At 44.4% G+C, this 16,826-nt stretch carries 21 protein-coding genes; 7 read left to right on the top strand and 14 right to left on the bottom strand.

Going from position 1 to position 16,826, the window contains the following annotated elements; translation table 11 throughout:
• The first annotated feature begins 71 nt into the window (after nucleotides 1-71).
• Nucleotides 72-719 carry a hypothetical protein gene (locus tag B3763_RS09550; protein WP_189631543.1) on the top strand — a complete coding sequence of 216 codons (648 nt, stop codon included), beginning with the start codon at nucleotides 72-74 and terminating at the stop codon, nucleotides 717-719.
• A gap of 66 nt (nucleotides 720-785) precedes the next feature.
• Here B3763_RS09550 and B3763_RS09545 read toward each other — a convergent pair whose 3' ends face one another.
• Together B3763_RS09545 and prmC are read right to left on the bottom strand one after the other, a co-directional pair.
• Complete coding sequence (locus tag B3763_RS09545) at nucleotides 786-1,301, bottom strand: hypothetical protein (RefSeq protein WP_286745990.1); 516 nt, start codon at nucleotides 1,299-1,301, stop codon at nucleotides 786-788.
• A 53-nt stretch (nucleotides 1,302-1,354) separates the two neighbouring features.
• The gene (prmC, locus tag B3763_RS09540; protein WP_286745988.1) at nucleotides 1,355-2,203 is read right to left on the bottom strand and encodes a peptide chain release factor N(5)-glutamine methyltransferase; all 849 of its coding nucleotides are present in this window, start codon (nucleotides 2,201-2,203) and stop codon (nucleotides 1,355-1,357) included.
• Here prmC and ribD point away from each other — a divergent pair.
• The 3 genes from ribD to B3763_RS09525 all read left to right on the top strand — a co-directional run bounded on the left by ribD (nucleotide 2,202) and on the right by B3763_RS09525 (nucleotide 4,303).
• Nucleotides 2,202-3,263: a bifunctional diaminohydroxyphosphoribosylaminopyrimidine deaminase/5-amino-6-(5-phosphoribosylamino)uracil reductase RibD gene (gene ribD, locus B3763_RS09535; protein ID WP_286745986.1), complete on the top strand. Its 1,062-nt coding sequence runs from the start codon at nucleotides 2,202-2,204 to the stop codon at nucleotides 3,261-3,263. The two genes, prmC and ribD, sit on opposite strands and share 2 nt — an antisense overlap.
• A gap of 93 nt (nucleotides 3,264-3,356) precedes the next feature.
• Nucleotides 3,357-3,839 carry a GAF domain-containing protein gene (locus tag B3763_RS09530; RefSeq protein ID WP_189631538.1) on the top strand — a complete coding sequence of 161 codons (483 nt, stop codon included), beginning with the start codon at nucleotides 3,357-3,359 and terminating at the stop codon, nucleotides 3,837-3,839.
• Between the two features lie 11 nt (nucleotides 3,840-3,850).
• A complete protein-coding gene (locus B3763_RS09525; RefSeq protein ID WP_189631537.1) occupies nucleotides 3,851-4,303 on the top strand; it encodes a hypothetical protein in 453 nt (150 codons plus the stop codon).
• A 97-nt stretch (nucleotides 4,304-4,400) separates the two neighbouring features.
• Here B3763_RS09525 and B3763_RS09520 read toward each other — a convergent pair whose 3' ends face one another.
• The 5 genes from B3763_RS09520 to B3763_RS09500 all read right to left on the bottom strand — a co-directional run bounded on the left by B3763_RS09520 (nucleotide 4,401) and on the right by B3763_RS09500 (nucleotide 8,391).
• Nucleotides 4,401-5,063: a phosphatidylserine decarboxylase family protein gene (locus tag B3763_RS09520; protein WP_286745984.1), complete on the bottom strand. Its 663-nt coding sequence runs from the start codon at nucleotides 5,061-5,063 to the stop codon at nucleotides 4,401-4,403.
• Nucleotides 5,064-5,067: 4 nt separating this feature from the next.
• Nucleotides 5,068-6,345, bottom strand: a complete 1,278-nt coding sequence (locus B3763_RS09515) for a Glu/Leu/Phe/Val family dehydrogenase (protein WP_189631535.1) — start codon at nucleotides 6,343-6,345, stop codon at nucleotides 5,068-5,070.
• 84 nt (nucleotides 6,346-6,429) lie between these two features.
• Entirely contained in the window at nucleotides 6,430-7,242 is an 813-nt protein-coding gene (locus tag B3763_RS09510) for a phosphatidate cytidylyltransferase (protein ID WP_189631534.1), read from the bottom strand.
• Nucleotides 7,235-7,447, bottom strand: a complete 213-nt coding sequence (locus B3763_RS09505; protein ID WP_189631533.1) for a DUF2007 domain-containing protein — start codon at nucleotides 7,445-7,447, stop codon at nucleotides 7,235-7,237. The genes B3763_RS09510 and B3763_RS09505 overlap by 8 nt, the downstream gene beginning before the upstream one ends.
• Entirely contained in the window at nucleotides 7,444-8,391 is a 948-nt protein-coding gene (locus tag B3763_RS09500; protein ID WP_286745979.1) for a CPBP family intramembrane glutamic endopeptidase, read from the bottom strand. Before B3763_RS09500 ends, B3763_RS09505 begins: the two co-directional genes overlap by 4 nt.
• 35 nt (nucleotides 8,392-8,426) lie before the next feature.
• On the opposite strand from B3763_RS09500, the gene dusB reads away from it, so the two are divergent.
• Together dusB and B3763_RS09490 are read left to right on the top strand one after the other, a co-directional pair.
• Complete coding sequence (gene dusB / locus B3763_RS09495) at nucleotides 8,427-9,422, top strand: tRNA dihydrouridine synthase DusB (protein WP_286745977.1); 996 nt, start codon at nucleotides 8,427-8,429, stop codon at nucleotides 9,420-9,422.
• Between the two features lie 111 nt (nucleotides 9,423-9,533).
• The gene (locus B3763_RS09490; protein WP_286745975.1) at nucleotides 9,534-10,436 is read left to right on the top strand and encodes a DMT family transporter; all 903 of its coding nucleotides are present in this window, start codon (nucleotides 9,534-9,536) and stop codon (nucleotides 10,434-10,436) included.
• On the opposite strand, the gene B3763_RS09485 is transcribed toward B3763_RS09490, so the two are convergent.
• On the bottom strand, nucleotides 10,411-11,271 hold the full coding sequence (locus B3763_RS09485; RefSeq protein WP_286745973.1) for an endonuclease/exonuclease/phosphatase family protein: 861 nt from the start codon (nucleotides 11,269-11,271) through the stop codon (nucleotides 10,411-10,413). The genes B3763_RS09490 and B3763_RS09485 overlap by 26 nt on opposite strands.
• Before the next feature lie 130 nt (nucleotides 11,272-11,401).
• Between B3763_RS09485 and B3763_RS09480 the strand changes: the two genes are divergently transcribed.
• A complete protein-coding gene (locus tag B3763_RS09480) occupies nucleotides 11,402-13,804 on the top strand; it encodes an ABC transporter permease (RefSeq protein ID WP_286745971.1) in 2,403 nt (800 codons plus the stop codon).
• 86 nt (nucleotides 13,805-13,890) lie between these two features.
• On the opposite strand, the gene B3763_RS09475 is transcribed toward B3763_RS09480, so the two are convergent.
• From B3763_RS09475 to B3763_RS09450, 6 genes are all read right to left on the bottom strand, one after another.
• Entirely contained in the window at nucleotides 13,891-14,310 is a 420-nt protein-coding gene (locus tag B3763_RS09475) for a GNAT family N-acetyltransferase (RefSeq protein WP_286745969.1), read from the bottom strand.
• A gap of 48 nt (nucleotides 14,311-14,358) precedes the next feature.
• Nucleotides 14,359-14,541: a hypothetical protein gene (locus B3763_RS09470; RefSeq protein WP_286745967.1), complete on the bottom strand. Its 183-nt coding sequence runs from the start codon at nucleotides 14,539-14,541 to the stop codon at nucleotides 14,359-14,361.
• Nucleotides 14,542-14,546: 5 nt separating this feature from the next.
• Complete coding sequence (locus B3763_RS09465; RefSeq protein ID WP_286745965.1) at nucleotides 14,547-14,996, bottom strand: YybH family protein; 450 nt, start codon at nucleotides 14,994-14,996, stop codon at nucleotides 14,547-14,549.
• 29 nt (nucleotides 14,997-15,025) lie between these two features.
• Complete coding sequence (locus tag B3763_RS09460; RefSeq protein WP_189631525.1) at nucleotides 15,026-15,589, bottom strand: DinB family protein; 564 nt, start codon at nucleotides 15,587-15,589, stop codon at nucleotides 15,026-15,028.
• A 59-nt stretch (nucleotides 15,590-15,648) separates the two neighbouring features.
• Nucleotides 15,649-16,230 (bottom strand): Crp/Fnr family transcriptional regulator, encoded by a 582-nt coding sequence (locus B3763_RS09455; protein WP_286745963.1) that lies wholly within the window; start codon nucleotides 16,228-16,230, stop codon nucleotides 15,649-15,651.
• Nucleotides 16,231-16,494: 264 nt separating this feature from the next.
• A partial coding sequence (locus B3763_RS09450) for a sulfite exporter TauE/SafE family protein (protein ID WP_286745960.1) occupies nucleotides 16,495-16,826 on the bottom strand: 332 nt, incomplete at its 5' end.

The following is a 16,826-nucleotide window of genomic DNA, read 5'->3' as shown; positions in this document are numbered from 1 at the left end:
GTGCGTTGGTATGGAGCGAAATTGCTCACAACGAAGGTATTCGTGTGCCCCAACAAGCCAGAGCCGTATAAATGTCTTCTCACCACATAGTTAGAGATGAGCAAGAACCCGCGCTGCTGATCGATGATGCTTCAGCCTTGCGTTTCGAGTTTGTTGAATTGTTGCTGGAATGGTCGCCCAAAGTAGTGGTGACGTCCAACGCAGTAAGGGCTGTGCTTAAGTGGGGAGTGAAAATAGATACCGTAATTGCCAGGCCCAATGAGGTAGAAGAACTACGGCCTTCTCTCAAAGCCCAGTCACCATTGCAGCTTTTGGTTTTCGATTCGGCCGATTTGCTGATTTCTGCTTTTATAGCCCTCAAAGATTTAGGGCACAATGCGGTAAATGTGCTGGCCAATGCTTTTAATAGTTCTTGTCTGGATACCATTCGACTGTATGCCGATACGTTCGATTCGGTACTTTATTATAATGATCAGAAGTGGGTTTATTCCAGTCGTGGAGTGTTTCAAAAGTGGCTCAATATTGGCGATGTAGTTGCTGTACATCCTGTGGTAGAAGGTACTTTCTTTAAAACCGAAGGTTTTTATCAGAATCTGGAAAACGAGATGTATCTGGAACCTTTTGAGCTTACATGTGCTACAAATGGTAAGGCGAGAGTAGAGTCTAACCAACGGCCTTTTTGGTTGATTGAAAGTATAAAGACGGATTTGTATCTGTAGAAGAGAAATAGCAAAGGGTGCCTGCTATATAAGCCGCACCCTTCAATCTTAACTAAACAAAACATCCTACATCATGTATCGTGTAGGAATGGAAATTTTCATCCGAACCAATACTTCTTTACCGTCTTTAACTCCCCGTTTCCAGGGATAAAGTGAAGCAATCTTACTTCTCAGAGTGTCGTGAACCTGTCCGAAAAAAAGATAGTAGGCCCTGTTTCGTTTGTCTGATCCGGCCATCTCGGTCAGCAGGTTGAGGTGCGAAATAGACTGGCCTCCCTGCACAACAAATTCAAAGTCGATGGTTTTCGGAAGCCTGGAGCGGTCGATTCCTTCGGGTAGTTTAATTTCTAAAGCAATGGTTTTAGCCAGGCTTTCAAGACCGCCCATTACCTGGGGTAGCACATCCACCTCTTCGGGAGAGAAAATACTGCTTTCATCATACTCTAATGAAACGGGGGTTGACTCATAAATCATTATACTTTGTATGCTCTCACGCTCCACGCAGCAGCAAGCAAAGATGACTATGTTGTAATGATTGCTCAACTGAAAAAAGGTGGACCAGGCTTTACGAAAAGGAGCCATTTTAAATCGAGGTATTATTGATTCTCGGCTTTCTAGATTCCCATATCAGAAATCTAAATACGAGCTCTTATCATTCTGTCTTTGCCTTGCATATCTTGCTTGAGACTCACATTTTGGTATCCCTCTCTCTCAAGTAGTTCCATCACCTCATTTCCGTAAGTTTCATGTATTTCAAAATAAAGGCTTCCACCTTCTAAAAGTGCAGGCATAGCCTTTTGTGCAATTACTCTGTAGAACAACAAAGGGTCGTTGTTGGGTACAAACAAAGCAAGGCCGGGCTCATAATCTAGAACGTTGCTGTGCATTTGGGCTTTGTCCGATTCGGGTATATACGGAGGGTTGCTCACAATTACATGGTATCGGTCAATTAGGCTTTCTTGTAGTATATCCAACCGGCTAAAAGTTACATCGGCTTTTAGCTGTTCAGCATTTTTTTGTGCGAGAGCCAAAGCTTCACCTGAAATATCAAGACCTTCCACTTTCAAACCTTTCCGCTCAAGCGCCAGTGTTATTGGAATACACCCGGTTCCGGTTCCAATGTCCAAAACACGCACCTGTGAATCTTTCAGTTCTCCAATTCCCTGAATCACCCAGCTCACCAATTCTTCTGTTTCAGGTCGGGGAATCAGCGCTTCAGGGCCACACTTAAACCTACGCCCATAAAACACCCCAAAGCCAACTACGTGTTGTAGGGGAGTTGTTGCCCGGAGTAGTTTCAGGTCGTGTGACATCAGTTTTTCATCGAAATGCACCGGGCTGTTCAGAGCCAGTTTAATGCTATCGACATGAAAGCGATCGTGCAAATAATGCCGAGCCAATGCGGTAAGCTCGCGCTCCTCGTATAAGTTTGCCAATTCATTAATAACTTGGCGCAACAATTCCTTCGCAGGCTTTTGAGACATGATACAAAGTAAAGCAAATATCACTTCCCACTTTAGTGCAGACGATATTCGCTTTATGCAACGGGCACTTGACCTGGCCGCTTATGGCCGTGGAAGGGTGAGTCCCAACCCTATGGTGGGGTGCGTAATTACCCATAACGCCAAGATTATTGGTGAAGGATGGCACAGAAAGTATGGTGAGGCCCATGCTGAAGTGAATGCCATTAACTCAGTGGCCGATAAAAGCCTTTTGTCTGAATCTACGTGCTACGTTACCCTGGAACCTTGCGCTCACCATGGTAAAACACCGCCATGTGCCGATCTGCTTATCAGTATGAAAGTGAAGCGGGTTGTAATTGCCGTTGTTGATTCTAACCCACTCGTAGGCGGACAAGGCATTGACAGAATGAAAGCTGCCGGAATTCAGGTAGAAACCGGCTGCTTGCAAAGTGAGGCATGGGAACAGAACATTAGGTTTTTTACACTCATAGAGAAAAACCGACCATATGTTATACTCAAGTGGGCTCAGACAGGCGATGGTTACATTGCTCGTCAGAATTACGATTCGAAGTGGATTAGCAACACATATTCCCGTAGCCTTGTACACCAGTGGAGAGCCGAAGAAGATGCCATTCTGGTGGGCCCGGGAACAGCTTTGTATGACAACCCAAACCTAAATGTGAGAAGTTGGGTGGGGGCTAACCCCATACGGATTGTCATTGATCGGAAACTGAGGCTGGATAATGCACTTCAACTTTTTGATGGCTCCATTCCTACTCTCATTTATAACTGTCAAAAGACTGGCAACAAAGAGAATATAGAATGGATAAAGTTAGATGAGGAGCAATTTCTGGAATCCCTACTTCAAGACCTGGGTGAGCGAAGAATACAGTCGGTTATTGTGGAAGGGGGAGCGGCTGTTTTAAATGCCTTCATAAATGCCGATTTATGGGATGAAGCCAGGGTTTTCACATCAGGTATGAATTTTGGAACAGGCATTGAGGCTCCCAGATTCTCCGGTCAGCCTATTGCAGAATCCAATATGACAGGCGATGAATTGAAGGTTTACCGGAATCGATAAACTGACGCCCGACTGAACTTTTCCAGCATTGAACCTTAATTCTGAACCGAAATTCCATTCTCTCAGTTACCTTTGCATTCAATTTTAAATACCATGGCAGAAGAGCTTATTATCGATAACACCGCAACGAAAGAAGAAAAATACCAAACGCTTATACCGCAAATAAAAGCCCTTGTAACCGGTGAACCCGATCTTACAGCCAACTTGGCCAATATAGCTTCTGCACTTAAATATGGCATGGGTTTCTTTTGGGTAGGCTTCTATTTGGTGAAAGACAATGAGCTGGTTTTGGGGCCTTTTCAGGGGCCAATTGCTTGCACCCGAATTAGAAAAGGAAAAGGGGTGTGCGGAACTAGCTGGGCCAAGGCCGAAACGGTTTTGGTACCCAATGTCGATGAGTTTCCGGGGCACATTGCCTGTAGCTCAGACTCTAAGTCTGAAATTGTGCTCCCGGCTTTTAAGAATGGAGAAGTAGCTTTGATTCTTGATGTAGACTCTGACCAACTGAACGATTTCGATTCGGTAGACCAGAAGTATCTGGAGCAACTCATGAGAATAGTTGAAGAGCTTTTTTAACGTTTGTTTCAATGAGAAGTGCTATCCTATCGGTTATTCTTTTTTGTTCTCTTTTTTCATTGAGTTGTTCTCAAGAGGCTAAAATTGAAGCCAAACTCTCTCCATTAACCCAAAAGTTAATTAATGACCTCAATAAAGGGCAGCCTGAGGTGCTGTTTTCCGAAACTGAAATCTGTGACCAGAAAATTGAAGAGATCGTTTCAGTTGACCAAAATATTATTATACTCGCAACACACACCAGCATAGGAATTAGCTGCAAAGGAGTGAGCAGATCAATAGTCTTTGTTGACGGTAAATACAAAGGTTATTATCAGTCAGACGAAATTTATCCTTTGAAAATTGAATCGGATACACTGATCTGGGTTACCGAAGGAGGAAGAAAGTATAAAATGTCACTGAAAAATGAGCTGCCTCGAAAGTTGAACTTCGATGGGCTTGTGACAGTTCCAGTTTTACAGAACTGAGCTTCCCCCTTTCACTCCCGTTTTTGACCAACAATGACTGACTCCATGCCCCACAAGTCATCAGAAAATTTAGCGAAGTTAATAAGGTGACGAGAAACTATTTCAGCTCTGCGATAACCGTCTGGCCACCTTTGGTAATCTGACCATTGGTTACTTTAATTTCAGCATCAAGCGGAAGGAAAATATCCACTCTCGACCCGAACTTGATAAAGCCAAATTCCCGGCCCTGAATCACGCTGTCGCCTTCATGCAAATACCACTTAATACGTCTGGCGGCAGCTCCGGCTACTTGCCTGATGAGTATCTCTACGTTTTTGTGGATTTGGTACACAATGGTGGTTCTTTCGTTTTCTGTGCTTGATTTGGGGTGCCATGCCACCAGGTATTTGCCCGGATGGTATTTAAAGTATTTCACCAATCCTGTTACCGGGTTTCGGTTCACGTGCACGTTCAAAGGCGACATAAAAATAGACACTTGTAAGCGCTCCTTGCCTTTAAAGTATTCATCTTCTGTAGTGGTTTCAATTACTACCACCTTACCATCGGCCGGGGCAAGTACGTGCTTCTCATTGAGTTCTACCTTTCGTACAGGGTCTCTGAAGAACTGCAGGAAAAAAAGGAAAACAACTAAGGATATGCCACCCACAATAATTGCTATGGCAGGAGCGGCCTGAATAAGGTAAAGAACAATCGCGTTCAATACCAATAAAACGAAGAAGAGGATCGTTAAGAATCCTCTTCCTTCTTTGTGTATTTTCATAAGATTAAAATCCTCCTCTGAACTTATAGGTTTCAGCTACCTTGTCTATGGCTACCACATAAGCGGCTATACGCATTGGGATGTCGTATTTTTGCGAAGCTTGGTAAACTTTATCGAAGGCATCTTTCATAATTCTGTCAGATCTTCTGTTTACACGCTCACGAGTCCACTTATATCCCAATCGGTTCTGTACCCACTCAAAGTAAGATACTGTAACCCCTCCGGCATTTGCCAGAATATCGGGCACAGCCATAATTCCCTTTTCGTTGATTACGCGGTCGGCCTCTGCAGAAGTAGGTCCATTAGCACCTTCAACAATCAGCTTAGCTTTAATTTTATCTACGTTGCCCGAATGAATTACATCTTCGACAGCAGCTGGCACCAATACGTCCACGTCAAGTAAGAGAAGTTCCTCGGCATCGGCCATCAATTCGGCACCATCCCAACCTTCCAAAGAGCCCTTGTTGTTGTCGCGGTACTCAATGGCTTTCTTAATGTCAATTCCTTTCTCGTTGTAGTAAGCACCGGAAATATCGCTCACTGCTACAACAGTACAGCCTCTTTCGGCAAGCAACAAGGCCGCAAATGAACCTACGTTGCCAAATCCTTGAACAGCAATATTGGCATGATAAGGGTTGATTTTTAGCTTCTCCATGGCGGCAAGGGCCGAAACCATTACTCCGCGTCCGGTGGCTTCCACTCTACCTAAAGAGCCTCCTAGTACAAGCGGTTTACCGGTTACAACGGCATTGACTGTGGTTCCCATAGAGCGTGAGTACTCATCCATCAGCCAGGCCATTTCTCTTGGTCCGGTACCCATATCTGGAGCAGGTATGTCCCGGTCTGGACCAAAAACACCAGTCATTGCTTGCGTATAAGCGCGGGTCAATCGTTCAATTTCTCCGGCCGACATTTGCCTTGGGTTGCACTTAATGCCTCCTTTGGCACCACCGTAGGGTATGTCCACTACAGCACATTTCCAGGTCATCCAGGCGGCTAGCGCCTTTACTTCATCCAAGTGTACATCCATTGCATAGCGAATACCACCTTTAGAAGGCCCAAGAATGTTCGAGTGGATCACACGGTGACCTTCAAACACTTTAATGGAGCCATCGTCCATAGTGATCGGCAGTGAAACAGATACTTGCTTTGAGGGTGACTTTAATACGTTGTAAACTTGTTCGTCCAGTCCCAGCACCTCGGCTGCAATATTGAACCTGGACATCATTGACTCAAAAGGATTGGATTTATCCTTTATGGGAGCCGGTTCTATGTAACCCATAGGGAGTATTTGTTGTTTAAGACGGGTCAAAATTAAGGAAATTTTAACCGAATATGTCCAACAGAATTGCCCTTATTTTTCGAATTAAAGTATGAAGTGAAGGTAGGCGGTAGTGAACGGTAAAGAAAGCAGCAGCCCATCAAACCTATCGAGAAAACCACCATGCCCCGGCAATATGCGTCCAGAGTCTTTTATGGCCAATGTTCTTTTAAAAAGAGACTCCACCAGGTCACCCAATATGCCAAATACTGCCGTAATGAGTGCCAGTCCAAACCATTCGTAGAGACTTATGATTCCGAAGAGCTGATGCAGACAATAGGCAATAACCAGGGCCAGAGCCAGGCCACCCATGGCTCCCTCCCATGTTTTATTGGGCGAAACCTTCTCAAAAAGCTTTCGCTTGCCGAGTGATCTTCCGGCAAAAAAAGCTCCGGTGTCGGTGGCCCACTGCAAAAACAGAATGCCCAAAACCAACGGATAAGCATAGGCGCCTTCAATGTAGGCTATGGCGTTGACCAACGAAAACGGAAAGGCTATATACACAAAACCCAATATGGAAATGGCCAGGCAGTTAATGGCATGAGATGTTTTGATGGTCTGTAGCGGGTAAATAAAGGCAATGGCAAAAAGGGCCGGCAAAAACCAGAAATATTCGGCCGAAAGGTTAAACTGATAGAAGGCAAAAAGCCCGCTAAAAAGGGCCAGTGCCAAACCTAAGCCCCAAATTTCATAAGGGCTTTTCCCATCCTTTTTGGCTAAACCATAGAACTCCTTGAGGCAAGCCAACATGAGCAGGGCAAAGACTATAGCAAATCCATAAGGAGAGTATGCGATGGCAGCAATTATGCCGGCAACACCAATAAAGGCAGTAATAATACGCTGCAATAAATTACTCATGACTGAAGCTTATATCTTCGTTGATCAGTTTGATGGCTCGTAAAACATCTTCTCGTTTAACCTTTACTTCAAGCGAACCAATGCGGTAAGAATGATCCTGAAGATTGAAAACGATGGCTGCTAGCCCGGCATTAATTAACAAATCTTTCACAATTTCGGCCTGGTGAGGCAATGTTGTGCTATAAACCGTTTGCCAGTTACTCACTCCAATCGTTTTGGTCTAAGATACTCATTTCTAAAGAAAAACATGAGGACAATAAAGAACACAACGGCTACAATTTGTCCTACAACTGGGATGGTCTCTGAATCATCCAGAATGATCTCTGCACCTGAAACCTGAGCGGTGTAGACCAAAATTACCTGAATACCGTTATTGGCGATGTGTCCAATTATGGGGTACCAGATATTGCCCGACCACACATAAAAATACCCAAACAAGGCACCCAATAGCATGCGCGGTACCAAGCCATAGAATTGAAGGTGAATGGCACTAAACAAGAGGGCCGATAGCCAAATTGCCAAATGTTTGTTTTTAGAGAGGCGTTGAAGACTGTTTTGTAACAAGCCTCTGAACAGCAGCTCTTCACCAATTCCCGGAAGTAGGGCTATGGCAATAAAACCGAATAGGAACTCGCCAAAATTGTTGAAAGTGGTGAATTTTTCAGTGGCTTTGGCCAGTTGGTCTTCTGTTTCGCGAGCCCACTTTTCAAAGCCCGACATAAACTCCGGAAACTTAATGTTCTGGTTCCACTCAATGAAATAGGAGTTTACTACCATAAAAGTAAGTGTGGCAAGCACCACCACAACAACCGCTATTGGCCTCACTTTCGTCTCATTGCTGAGTGTCGATAGCTTCTTTTCGGCAAAAATCTTTATGTAAAACCAGGGTACCAGAAAGGTAAAGACCAGCGTGTAAAGTATTTGGGTACTCAATACTTCTATCAGGCTCAGGTAATCGAACATGATTTCGGGGTTCTTCTGGAATTCATCCAGCCCCATGCCGTTGATTAGGGCCAGAATTGCCCCAACTAAACCACCAACAAACTGACCTACAAAAAAGCCGGCTGCCAACAAACCGAGAAGGATTAAAAAGGAACTACTTTCAGTTCTTCCGCCAGTTAGGTCTATGCCATTGTCAAGTCTCGTCATAATGGCGTAAATTTACGCGAAAATTTGAATAGGACTTGGTAAGGATAGGAAACATAGAGGTTGGAGAATTTCCGTTGCTGTTGGCCCCCATGGAAGATGTGAGCGACCCGCCATTTAGGGCGGTTTGCAAAGAAAATGGGGCCGACCTTATGTATACGGAATTTATTTCTTCGGAGGGGCTCATTAGAAACGCAGAGAAGAGTGTGCAGAAGCTGGACATTTATGACTATGAACGCCCCATAGGTATTCAGATTTTTGGCGATAAGATAGAGTCTATGCGGCAGGCTGCGGCCATAGCCGAAGAAGCTCAGCCGGAGATTATCGATATCAACTACGGTTGTCCGGTTAAAAAAGTAGCCTGCAAGGGTGCCGGTGCCGGTATTTTGCTCGATATCCCTAAAATGCAGAAAATGACCGAAGAGATAGTGAAGCAGGTTCAACTTCCGGTAACGGTTAAGACTCGCCTTGGCTGGGACGACAGTACTATCCGAATTGTAGAAGTGGCTAAGCGACTGCAAGATGTAGGCATCAAAGCTCTGACAATTCATGGTCGAACACGAGTACAGATGTACAAAGGTGTGGCCGATTGGACCAAGATTGCAGAAGTAAAGAATCATCCGGATATCCACATTCCTATTTTTGGGAATGGCGATATAGACTCTCCTCAAAAAGCGCTGGAATACAAGCAGAAATATGGAGTAGATGGTATCATGATTGGTCGGGCATCCATAGGTTATCCGTGGATTTTCAATGAGATAAAGCATTTCATGAAGACGGGCCAACTGCTAGACCCTCCTTCTATGGAAGAGCGTGTGAGAACCGCTAAGAAACACCTGGATTTTTCACTGGAGTGGAAGGGGGAAAAGCAGGGTATTTATGAAATGAGAAGGCATTATACCAACTACTTTAGGGGAATACCCAACTTTAAGCCCTACCGTACCCGCTTAGTTGAGTCAGAAAATCCCGATGAGTTATTTGCTATTTTAGACGAAGCAGGTAGTGTGTTTGAAGATGCCTATTCGGTGGTGTAAGACATACCTGAAGTGTATAGGATTTGGCAGAACAGGATTGCTCCATAGTGTGGGGAAAAATCTCTCCATTTCTTGAACTAATTCCTATACATTTGGGCTTCTTAACATTCTATGAAAAACACCAACGTAGCCGCCTGGTCTATTCTTATTGTTTTGGCCTTAATATGGGGGACCAGTTTTATTCTTATTAAAAGAGGGCTTGAGGTTTATGCCCCGGGTGAGGTAGGAGCTTTACGCATTTTAGCCGCCTGTTTGTTTTTGGTGCCCATAAGTATTCCTCGTATTCGAAAACTTTCGGCTCGCCAACTCAAGCTTTTATTACTCATAGGTATGGTGGGTACTTTTATTCCTGCTTTTCTTTTCGCCCTGGGGCAAACCCGGCTGGATAGTGGAATAACCGGGGTGCTTAACGGGCTAACTCCCATCTTTACCCTCGCCATTGGCGCAGTTTTTTTTAGCCAGAAGTTTACCACCGCCAACTACCTGGGCATAGCTTTGGCGTTTATTGGTACTGTGGTGTTGTTAACTGCCGGAAGCGGAGGAGAGGTGAGCGAATTCAATTTTTACGCACTTTTTATTGTATTGGCCACCGCCTGTTACGGCACCAACCTCAATGTAATTAAGTATTACCTGGCCGACTTAACCCCCCTGGTCATCACCAGTGTCAGTATTCTTTTGGTGGGACCAATGGCCGGTCTTTACCTGGCTTTCGATGCCGATTTTGCCAATAAAGTAGCTTCCGGCCCGGAAGCCGTCAGAGCTTTGGGTTATGTGGCACTGTTGGGAGTTATGAGTACTTCGTTGGCTCTTATCCTTTTCAATAAACTGGTGCAAATGACCACGCCTATATTTTCCAGCACGGTTACTTACCTTATACCCATTGTTGCCCTAACATGGGGTTTGCTCGATGGGGAACAGCTTATTTTGGGACAAATCATAGGTATTGCAGCCATACTTTTAGGGGTATTTATCAATAACCGTAAGAAGGCTAAGGCTGCTCAAAAGCAAAACTAGCGACTATGGGGTAATGGTCTGAGGGGTAAAAGAATTTGTTTTTCCACCGGTCTATGACAAACTCTTTAAGTCTCAACCCACTTTTGAGATAAAAAATATAGTCGATTCTGGGGCAGTGGCTACCGCCATTCCAATTGTGATATGTACAGCCTTCCAACTCGCTGCCTGAGTAGGCATCGGTAAAATATTCTTTTAATCTCAGAATATTCTCACCCTCTGGTTCTTCATTAAAATCGCCAAGTAAAATAGTTGGCATTTCTGCCACCTCGGTCATTAACTTTCTCAGAAGTAGTTCCGTACTGCGCTCTCGGCTATTGTCCGAGCGATGGTCGAGATGAGCATTGAGCAGACGAAGCTTCTTGCCAGAGGGTTTGTGTTCCATGACAACCAAAGTGGCTATTCTGGGCAGGGTATTGCCCCAGCTTTTAGAGGCAGGTTCAGAGGGCGTGTCAGAGAACCAAAAGGTTTCGCTTTCAATGACCCGCCAGGTTTTCTTATTATAAAAAATGGCATTGGATTCTCCGCCTTTTTCATCGATGGTTCTGGATCTATATACCACATCTAACTGCGAAACCTCATCCAAAATCTCATCGACTTGAAGGGGTAGAGCTTCTTGAGTGGCAATGATACCGTCTTTGTATTTTTTGAAAATAGACATGACCCGGTCTCTTCGGCTCTTCCACTTGTTTTCGCCATCTCCGGGGGTGCCATAGCGGATATTGAACGAAACTACCTGAAAGTCTTGAGCCAGCGATTGACCCATGAGCAAAAAGTATAGCAATGTCCCAAACAGCACTACAGCACGCATATCCAAATCTGCAAAATATGCAGGCAATAGACAAATTATTGGATTTAAACGGTTATTTCAGGAGTTCGTGCAACCTTGCTTCTGAGCGCAGGTCTTTGATTCTGTGAATCAATAACTGGAGGCTCTTGGGTCTGCTCAAAATCTAAACAACAACACTATGCTGAAAAACTATTTTAAGGTGGCTCTAAGAAGCCTTATGAAACAAAAAGGCTTTACGGCCATAAATGTATTGGGGCTTTCGGTTGGCCTTACTTGCTGTATACTCATTGGTCTTTACATCAATGAAGAAATGAGCTACGATACTTTTCACGATAGAGCTGAGGAGACATATCGGTTTACCCGCGAGTTCATGAGCCAGGACGGAACCACCTCACTTCATCTGTCGCGAGTAGCGCCTCCATTTGGTCACTACCTGAAAGATTACTACGAAGGCGATATCGAAACCATCGGTCGGTTCATTACTACTTCCGGCACGGTGCAATATGGCGACAAGCTCTTTGTAGAACCTAATTTTGGCTTTGCCGATCCTGAAATAGTGGATATTCTCACTTTTGAAACCCTTCAGGGTAACCTGAAAGAAGCACTGAGCAAGCCTGGTTCTGTGGTTATATCGGATCGGTTGGCAGAGAAGTATTTTGGTGCGGAGGATCCCATGGGTAAGACCATTAACTTCTCTAATCAAATAGATTTAATGGTTCAGGGAGTTTATAAGAGCTGGCCTGATAACTCTAGTTTTCAACTGGATATGATGGGAGATTTTACCCTGGTTGAGCAGTTTTACGGAGGTAGACAAAACCTGCTGAACGCATGGGGGTCTAATAATTTCACCACATTGTTTACACTTACATCTACCGGTTCGGTTGAGGGTATCTTGGAGCGGTCTGAAGACTTTCTCATTGCCCACTTGGGTGAGAACGCACCCACCTGGACCAGGCTTCATGTGCAAAAGCTCACCGACATACACCTAAGGTCAAATCTTTCGGATGAATTGGGGCAGAACTCGGACATTACTTATGTCTACATTTTCACCTCCATTGCTGGCCTGATTTTACTTATAGCCTGTATTAACTACATGAACCTTTCAACTGCTCGTTCGGCCAGAAGGGCCAAAGAAGTAGGTATGCGCAAGGTGTTTGGAGCCGGTAAACTCAATCTGGTCTATCAGTTTTTAATGGAGTCGGTTGTGCTCACACTGATAGCGGTTGTTTTTTCGGTGGGAATAACCGCTCTTGTATTGCCTTTTTTCAGGGACTTCACCGGGCTAAACCTTGCCTTTAGCCTCACGCAGAACCTGGAACTTATTATTCTTATTGCGGGCGCTTCATTACTGGTTGGAGTGTTAGCAGGTAGTTATCCGGCCTTTTTTCTTTCGGCTTTTAAGCCGCTCGAAGTAATGAGGGGCAGTAAGGGAAGCAGCCCGGCAAAGTCGGGCCTTTTGAGAAAGGTGCTGGTTGTGGTTCAATTTGCAATATCAGCCATTCTCATTATTTCTACGGTAGTCGTTTTTCAGCAGCTCAGCTATATGCAAAACAAAAACCTGGGCTACGATAAGGAGCAAATGATGGTGTTGAGTGTGAGTAACGAGTTGGCCGCCAATCTAACTACCTTTAAGAATGAAGTGCTCAATGTTTCCGGTGTTCGTTCAGTGGGGGCTTCCAGCCGTGTGCCGTCCGGTCAGTTGCTCGATTCACAGGGCGCGCAAGCGGAGGTAAATGGAGAAATGTTGCCTACACAGGTTGTAATAAAACAGTTGCAGGTAGACCATGATTTTATTCCTAACTACCAAATGGAAATGTTGGCGGGAAGAAATTTTACGGAAGATTTTACCCGCGACTCCGCCAATGTGATTCTTAATGAAAAGGCCGTGCGAATTATAGGCTGGAAAAGCCCGGAAGAGGCCATTGGCAAACGCATGGTTTATGGAGGTATTGCCGGGCAGGTAATTGGTGTGGTGAAAGACTTTCACTTTGAGTCGTTGCAGAGCGAAATAGTACCGGTAATCTTTCAAAACAACCGCAATAGACTAAGATTTCTTTCCATAAAGATTGACGGACAGAATCTGAGAAACACGGTCGCACAAATTGAAGAGTCTTATGCTGCATTTTCTCCTGTGTCACCTATTAATTATAACTTTCTGAACGAGCGATTCGATAACCTGTATCGGTCTGAATCGCAGCGCAGCGAGTTGTTCACTATTTTTTCTGCCTTAGCTATATTTCTAGCTTGTCTGGGCTTGTTTGGCTTAGCATCATTTACCGTAGCACAGCGAGGAAAAGAAATAAGTATACGTAAAGTGCTCGGTGCCTCCGTAAAGCAGATTGTTTCAACACTCAGTAAAGAGTTTATCTGGCTGGTGGGCATTGCCCTGTTGCTGGCAGCACCGGTGGGCTGGTACTTTATGAGCGATTGGCTGGGCGGATATGCCTACCGTGTAAATATGGGAGCTTTACCTTTTCTGGTGGCTGGGGGAGTCGCCTTACTCATTGCTTTTGTTACTATTAGTATGCAAACTTTTAAAGCGGCATTTGCCAACCCGGCTACAAGACTGAGGGAGGATTAGTGGTTTTGTAGTACACAATGCGTGACTCTTGAGAAAAACTTTAGTCATGCATTGTGTATGGTTTTACAAGTCATTGCTCTTTTCGATCACTTCTGCCTAAAAAGAGTTAGCTGCTTTCGGGGTTGTTTTTTAACCCTGAATATGGAGCCTTCCTTTTGGTACCCGAGTTTTTTATAGTAGCCGTCTACATCAGACATTACAAACACAGCCTGGTTGGGGTAGTCGGTTAAAAGGCATTCCATCAAACTTTTTCCAATGGCTTTGCCTCTGTGCGTCTTATTTACCAACAAGTCTATAACCCATATAAACAACCCGGAATCATTGATTGACCGAGAGTATCCGCATAGTTCATTTTCAATATAGGCTACGTAGGTGATCGAGTTTTTTAAAGCTTCACTATAGGCCGAAGTAAAATAATCCTTCCATTCTTCGCCTTCCGATTTTATCATTTTCAGAAGCTCAGGGTACTCTTTTGAGTGATTATATCTTTTTACTTCAATTTTCATTGTCAATGGTCGTCAAGGCTCACTTTTTCAGAGTGTATGCTCTTTGTTCTAGCCCCTATTTCTTCGCTTATTAATTAGCTCAAAACCAATACCCATGGCAATGCCCACGCCAATGCCAATGGCCAGGTTATTCATGGCAATACCAATGCCTGCGCCTATAGCAATGCCGGTACCAATTCCCATTCCGCGGGGTCTTCCGGTTCCATTTTCTCCTTGTTCTTCGTTGCTCATGGCCACTAGTTTAAAGGGCTCCACATATCGGCCGACATACGCCATTGGCCATCGGCTTCTTTTCGCCAGGTAATTAAATATTGTCCTCTAAAAGAAATGGTGTCGGTGTTGTTGCGTACCGATTTGCCCTGATAGTAGCCATAGTCTTTGGCAAGGTTTCCGGAAAACTCGATTTGCACGGGGGTGGCGGAGTGTTCAAGCACTCTTACTGAAGCCGGCAGCCGCCAGTAGTCGGTCACTTTTTCTTTTCCGCGAATCATTTCCCTATTCCCCGGCATAATTACCGCATCTTGGGTGTAGAAGCTCATTTGCTGCTCCAGATTGCCGGCAACATAGGCTTGCGAAAAGGCTTTTGAAGCGGCAGCAATAGCTTCAAGCTCTGCCTCATAGCTGCTTTGGAAAGAGGAGCAGGCAAAGAGCAGCGGTAACAATGCCGTAAAAGCTATTCGTTTCATTGTGTTGAATGTAACGAATACTGATGGCTTTAGGCCACGGCACTTCGTATTCTTTTTATTTGCAGCAAGTGTCTTTCCGTATGGCCGAGTAAAAAGCGGAAGGCATCGCCCAATCTGAGTTTAACCAATGGACCCAGTGCCGTGGGCACCTTTACCTTGTTTAGGCTATAGTTTCTAGACTGATCCATAAGACCTATAAACGCACGGTGTATGCGAAAAAACTCATCGATGGTTTCCTGGGCATCAAGAGCTTTTTCCGGATCCATGCTCTTCATGGTTTTCATGGTGTTTTTAATCTCACCCGACTCCTTGGGCGTTATCATGCTAGTGAACCAGTTACCCTTCCAATGGCCCGAAAATACTTCGTCTTTTTGCTGAGGATACTTTTTAAAAGCTTTCTCAATATTCTCTACATAAATGCCATTGGCCAAGCTCAGGTGCTTTAGGCATTGCAAAATACTCCACTTGCCTGCTGCTTCCTGCGTGTTTAGCTCTTCGTATGAGAGATCTTGGGTTAGCGCTTCTACGTGGCTAAGTATGTCGTTTAATCGGTGAATGGATTGATTGACGAAATCTTCTGACCTGACCTTCATTGTTTTTCTTACAAAGTAACTACGGCCTGCTCTTTGGTGTCTTGATATAGATCAAGTTTTTACTGAGCCCATTTTTTTCGCATGCGCGAAAAGGTTTCGGGTGTCATGCCCAAATAGGAAGCCAAGTGCTTTTGAGGCACAATCTGAATAATGTGAGGGCTCTGGCTCATTAGGCGTTCAAATTTCTCTTCTGCCGAGTCGGCCAGTAAACTGCGAATGAATATACCAAGTCCAAACATTACCTGCCGGTTGAACCGGAACGTCCATTCTTTGAGTATGGGTACTTTGGAGTAAAGCATTTCTAACTGATGGTAGCTTATTCGCACTCCGGAGCTGTCGGCCAGTGTTTCAAGACTCCAGTCAGACGGTCGTTGAAAAATGAAAGAGTCGTATACACCACTGTACTCTCCGTTGTAGGTAAAGCCCATGTTGTGTTCTGTTCCATTCTTCTCAAAAAAGCCTCTTATTAACCCCTCGTGTACATAGTAGAAGTATTTTTCCACCTGACCAACGGAAGTGATAACTGTATTTTTGTGGTAGTGAAAGGGCTTCCAACAGGTTCGTATTTGTTGCCACTCTTCTTCGTTTAGCGAAATGTATTGTTCAATACTTTTTCTTAAACCGTTGTAGACTTCTTCCATATTGGAAATTATTAAAATGGAATCATTTTTTACAGCTCTAAGTATGGCTAAGGAGGTGAAGTTCCATAAAAACTATGAAGAAGTCGAAGTTTATTCTGCCAGGAAACGAAAGCCGTAAAAATGCGACCGGGCTCAAATTCTTATATGTTTTTTTAATCTGACCAAACCTTTATTGCTTGGCAACCCCTCAGGTTTTTTGGGATGAAAAGAGAAACGCGCAACTATAAAAAAGTATAAAGTTGAACCTTATCTGGCCTCTGATGTCTATCCCAAAAACAGTTTGATTGCAAAAGCAATGGCCGTAACCATTACAAAATAGCGGATGTACTTTTCGTTTACCTTGGTGCTCCATCGGCTGGTGAGCCAACCTCCGGCACCATTTCCGGCAGCCAAAGCAAGTCCTAATTCCCAATTGATCAATCCCGAATAGATGAAAATCCCCAAGGCAGAAAGGGTGTATATCAACACGGTTAGCGACTTAATCATATTGATCTTGACCATACCATAGTTGTGAATAAAAGACATGGAGGCAATGATGATATAGCCTACGCCTGCCTGAATGAACCCACCATAGATTCCGATAAAGAAGAAGGTGA

Source organism: Roseivirga sp. UBA1976 (assembly GCF_002336325.1).
GTDB classification, from domain to species: domain Bacteria; phylum Bacteroidota; class Bacteroidia; order Cytophagales; family Cyclobacteriaceae; genus Roseivirga; species Roseivirga thermotolerans.
This window is presented reverse-complemented; position numbering and strand designations above follow the sequence as displayed.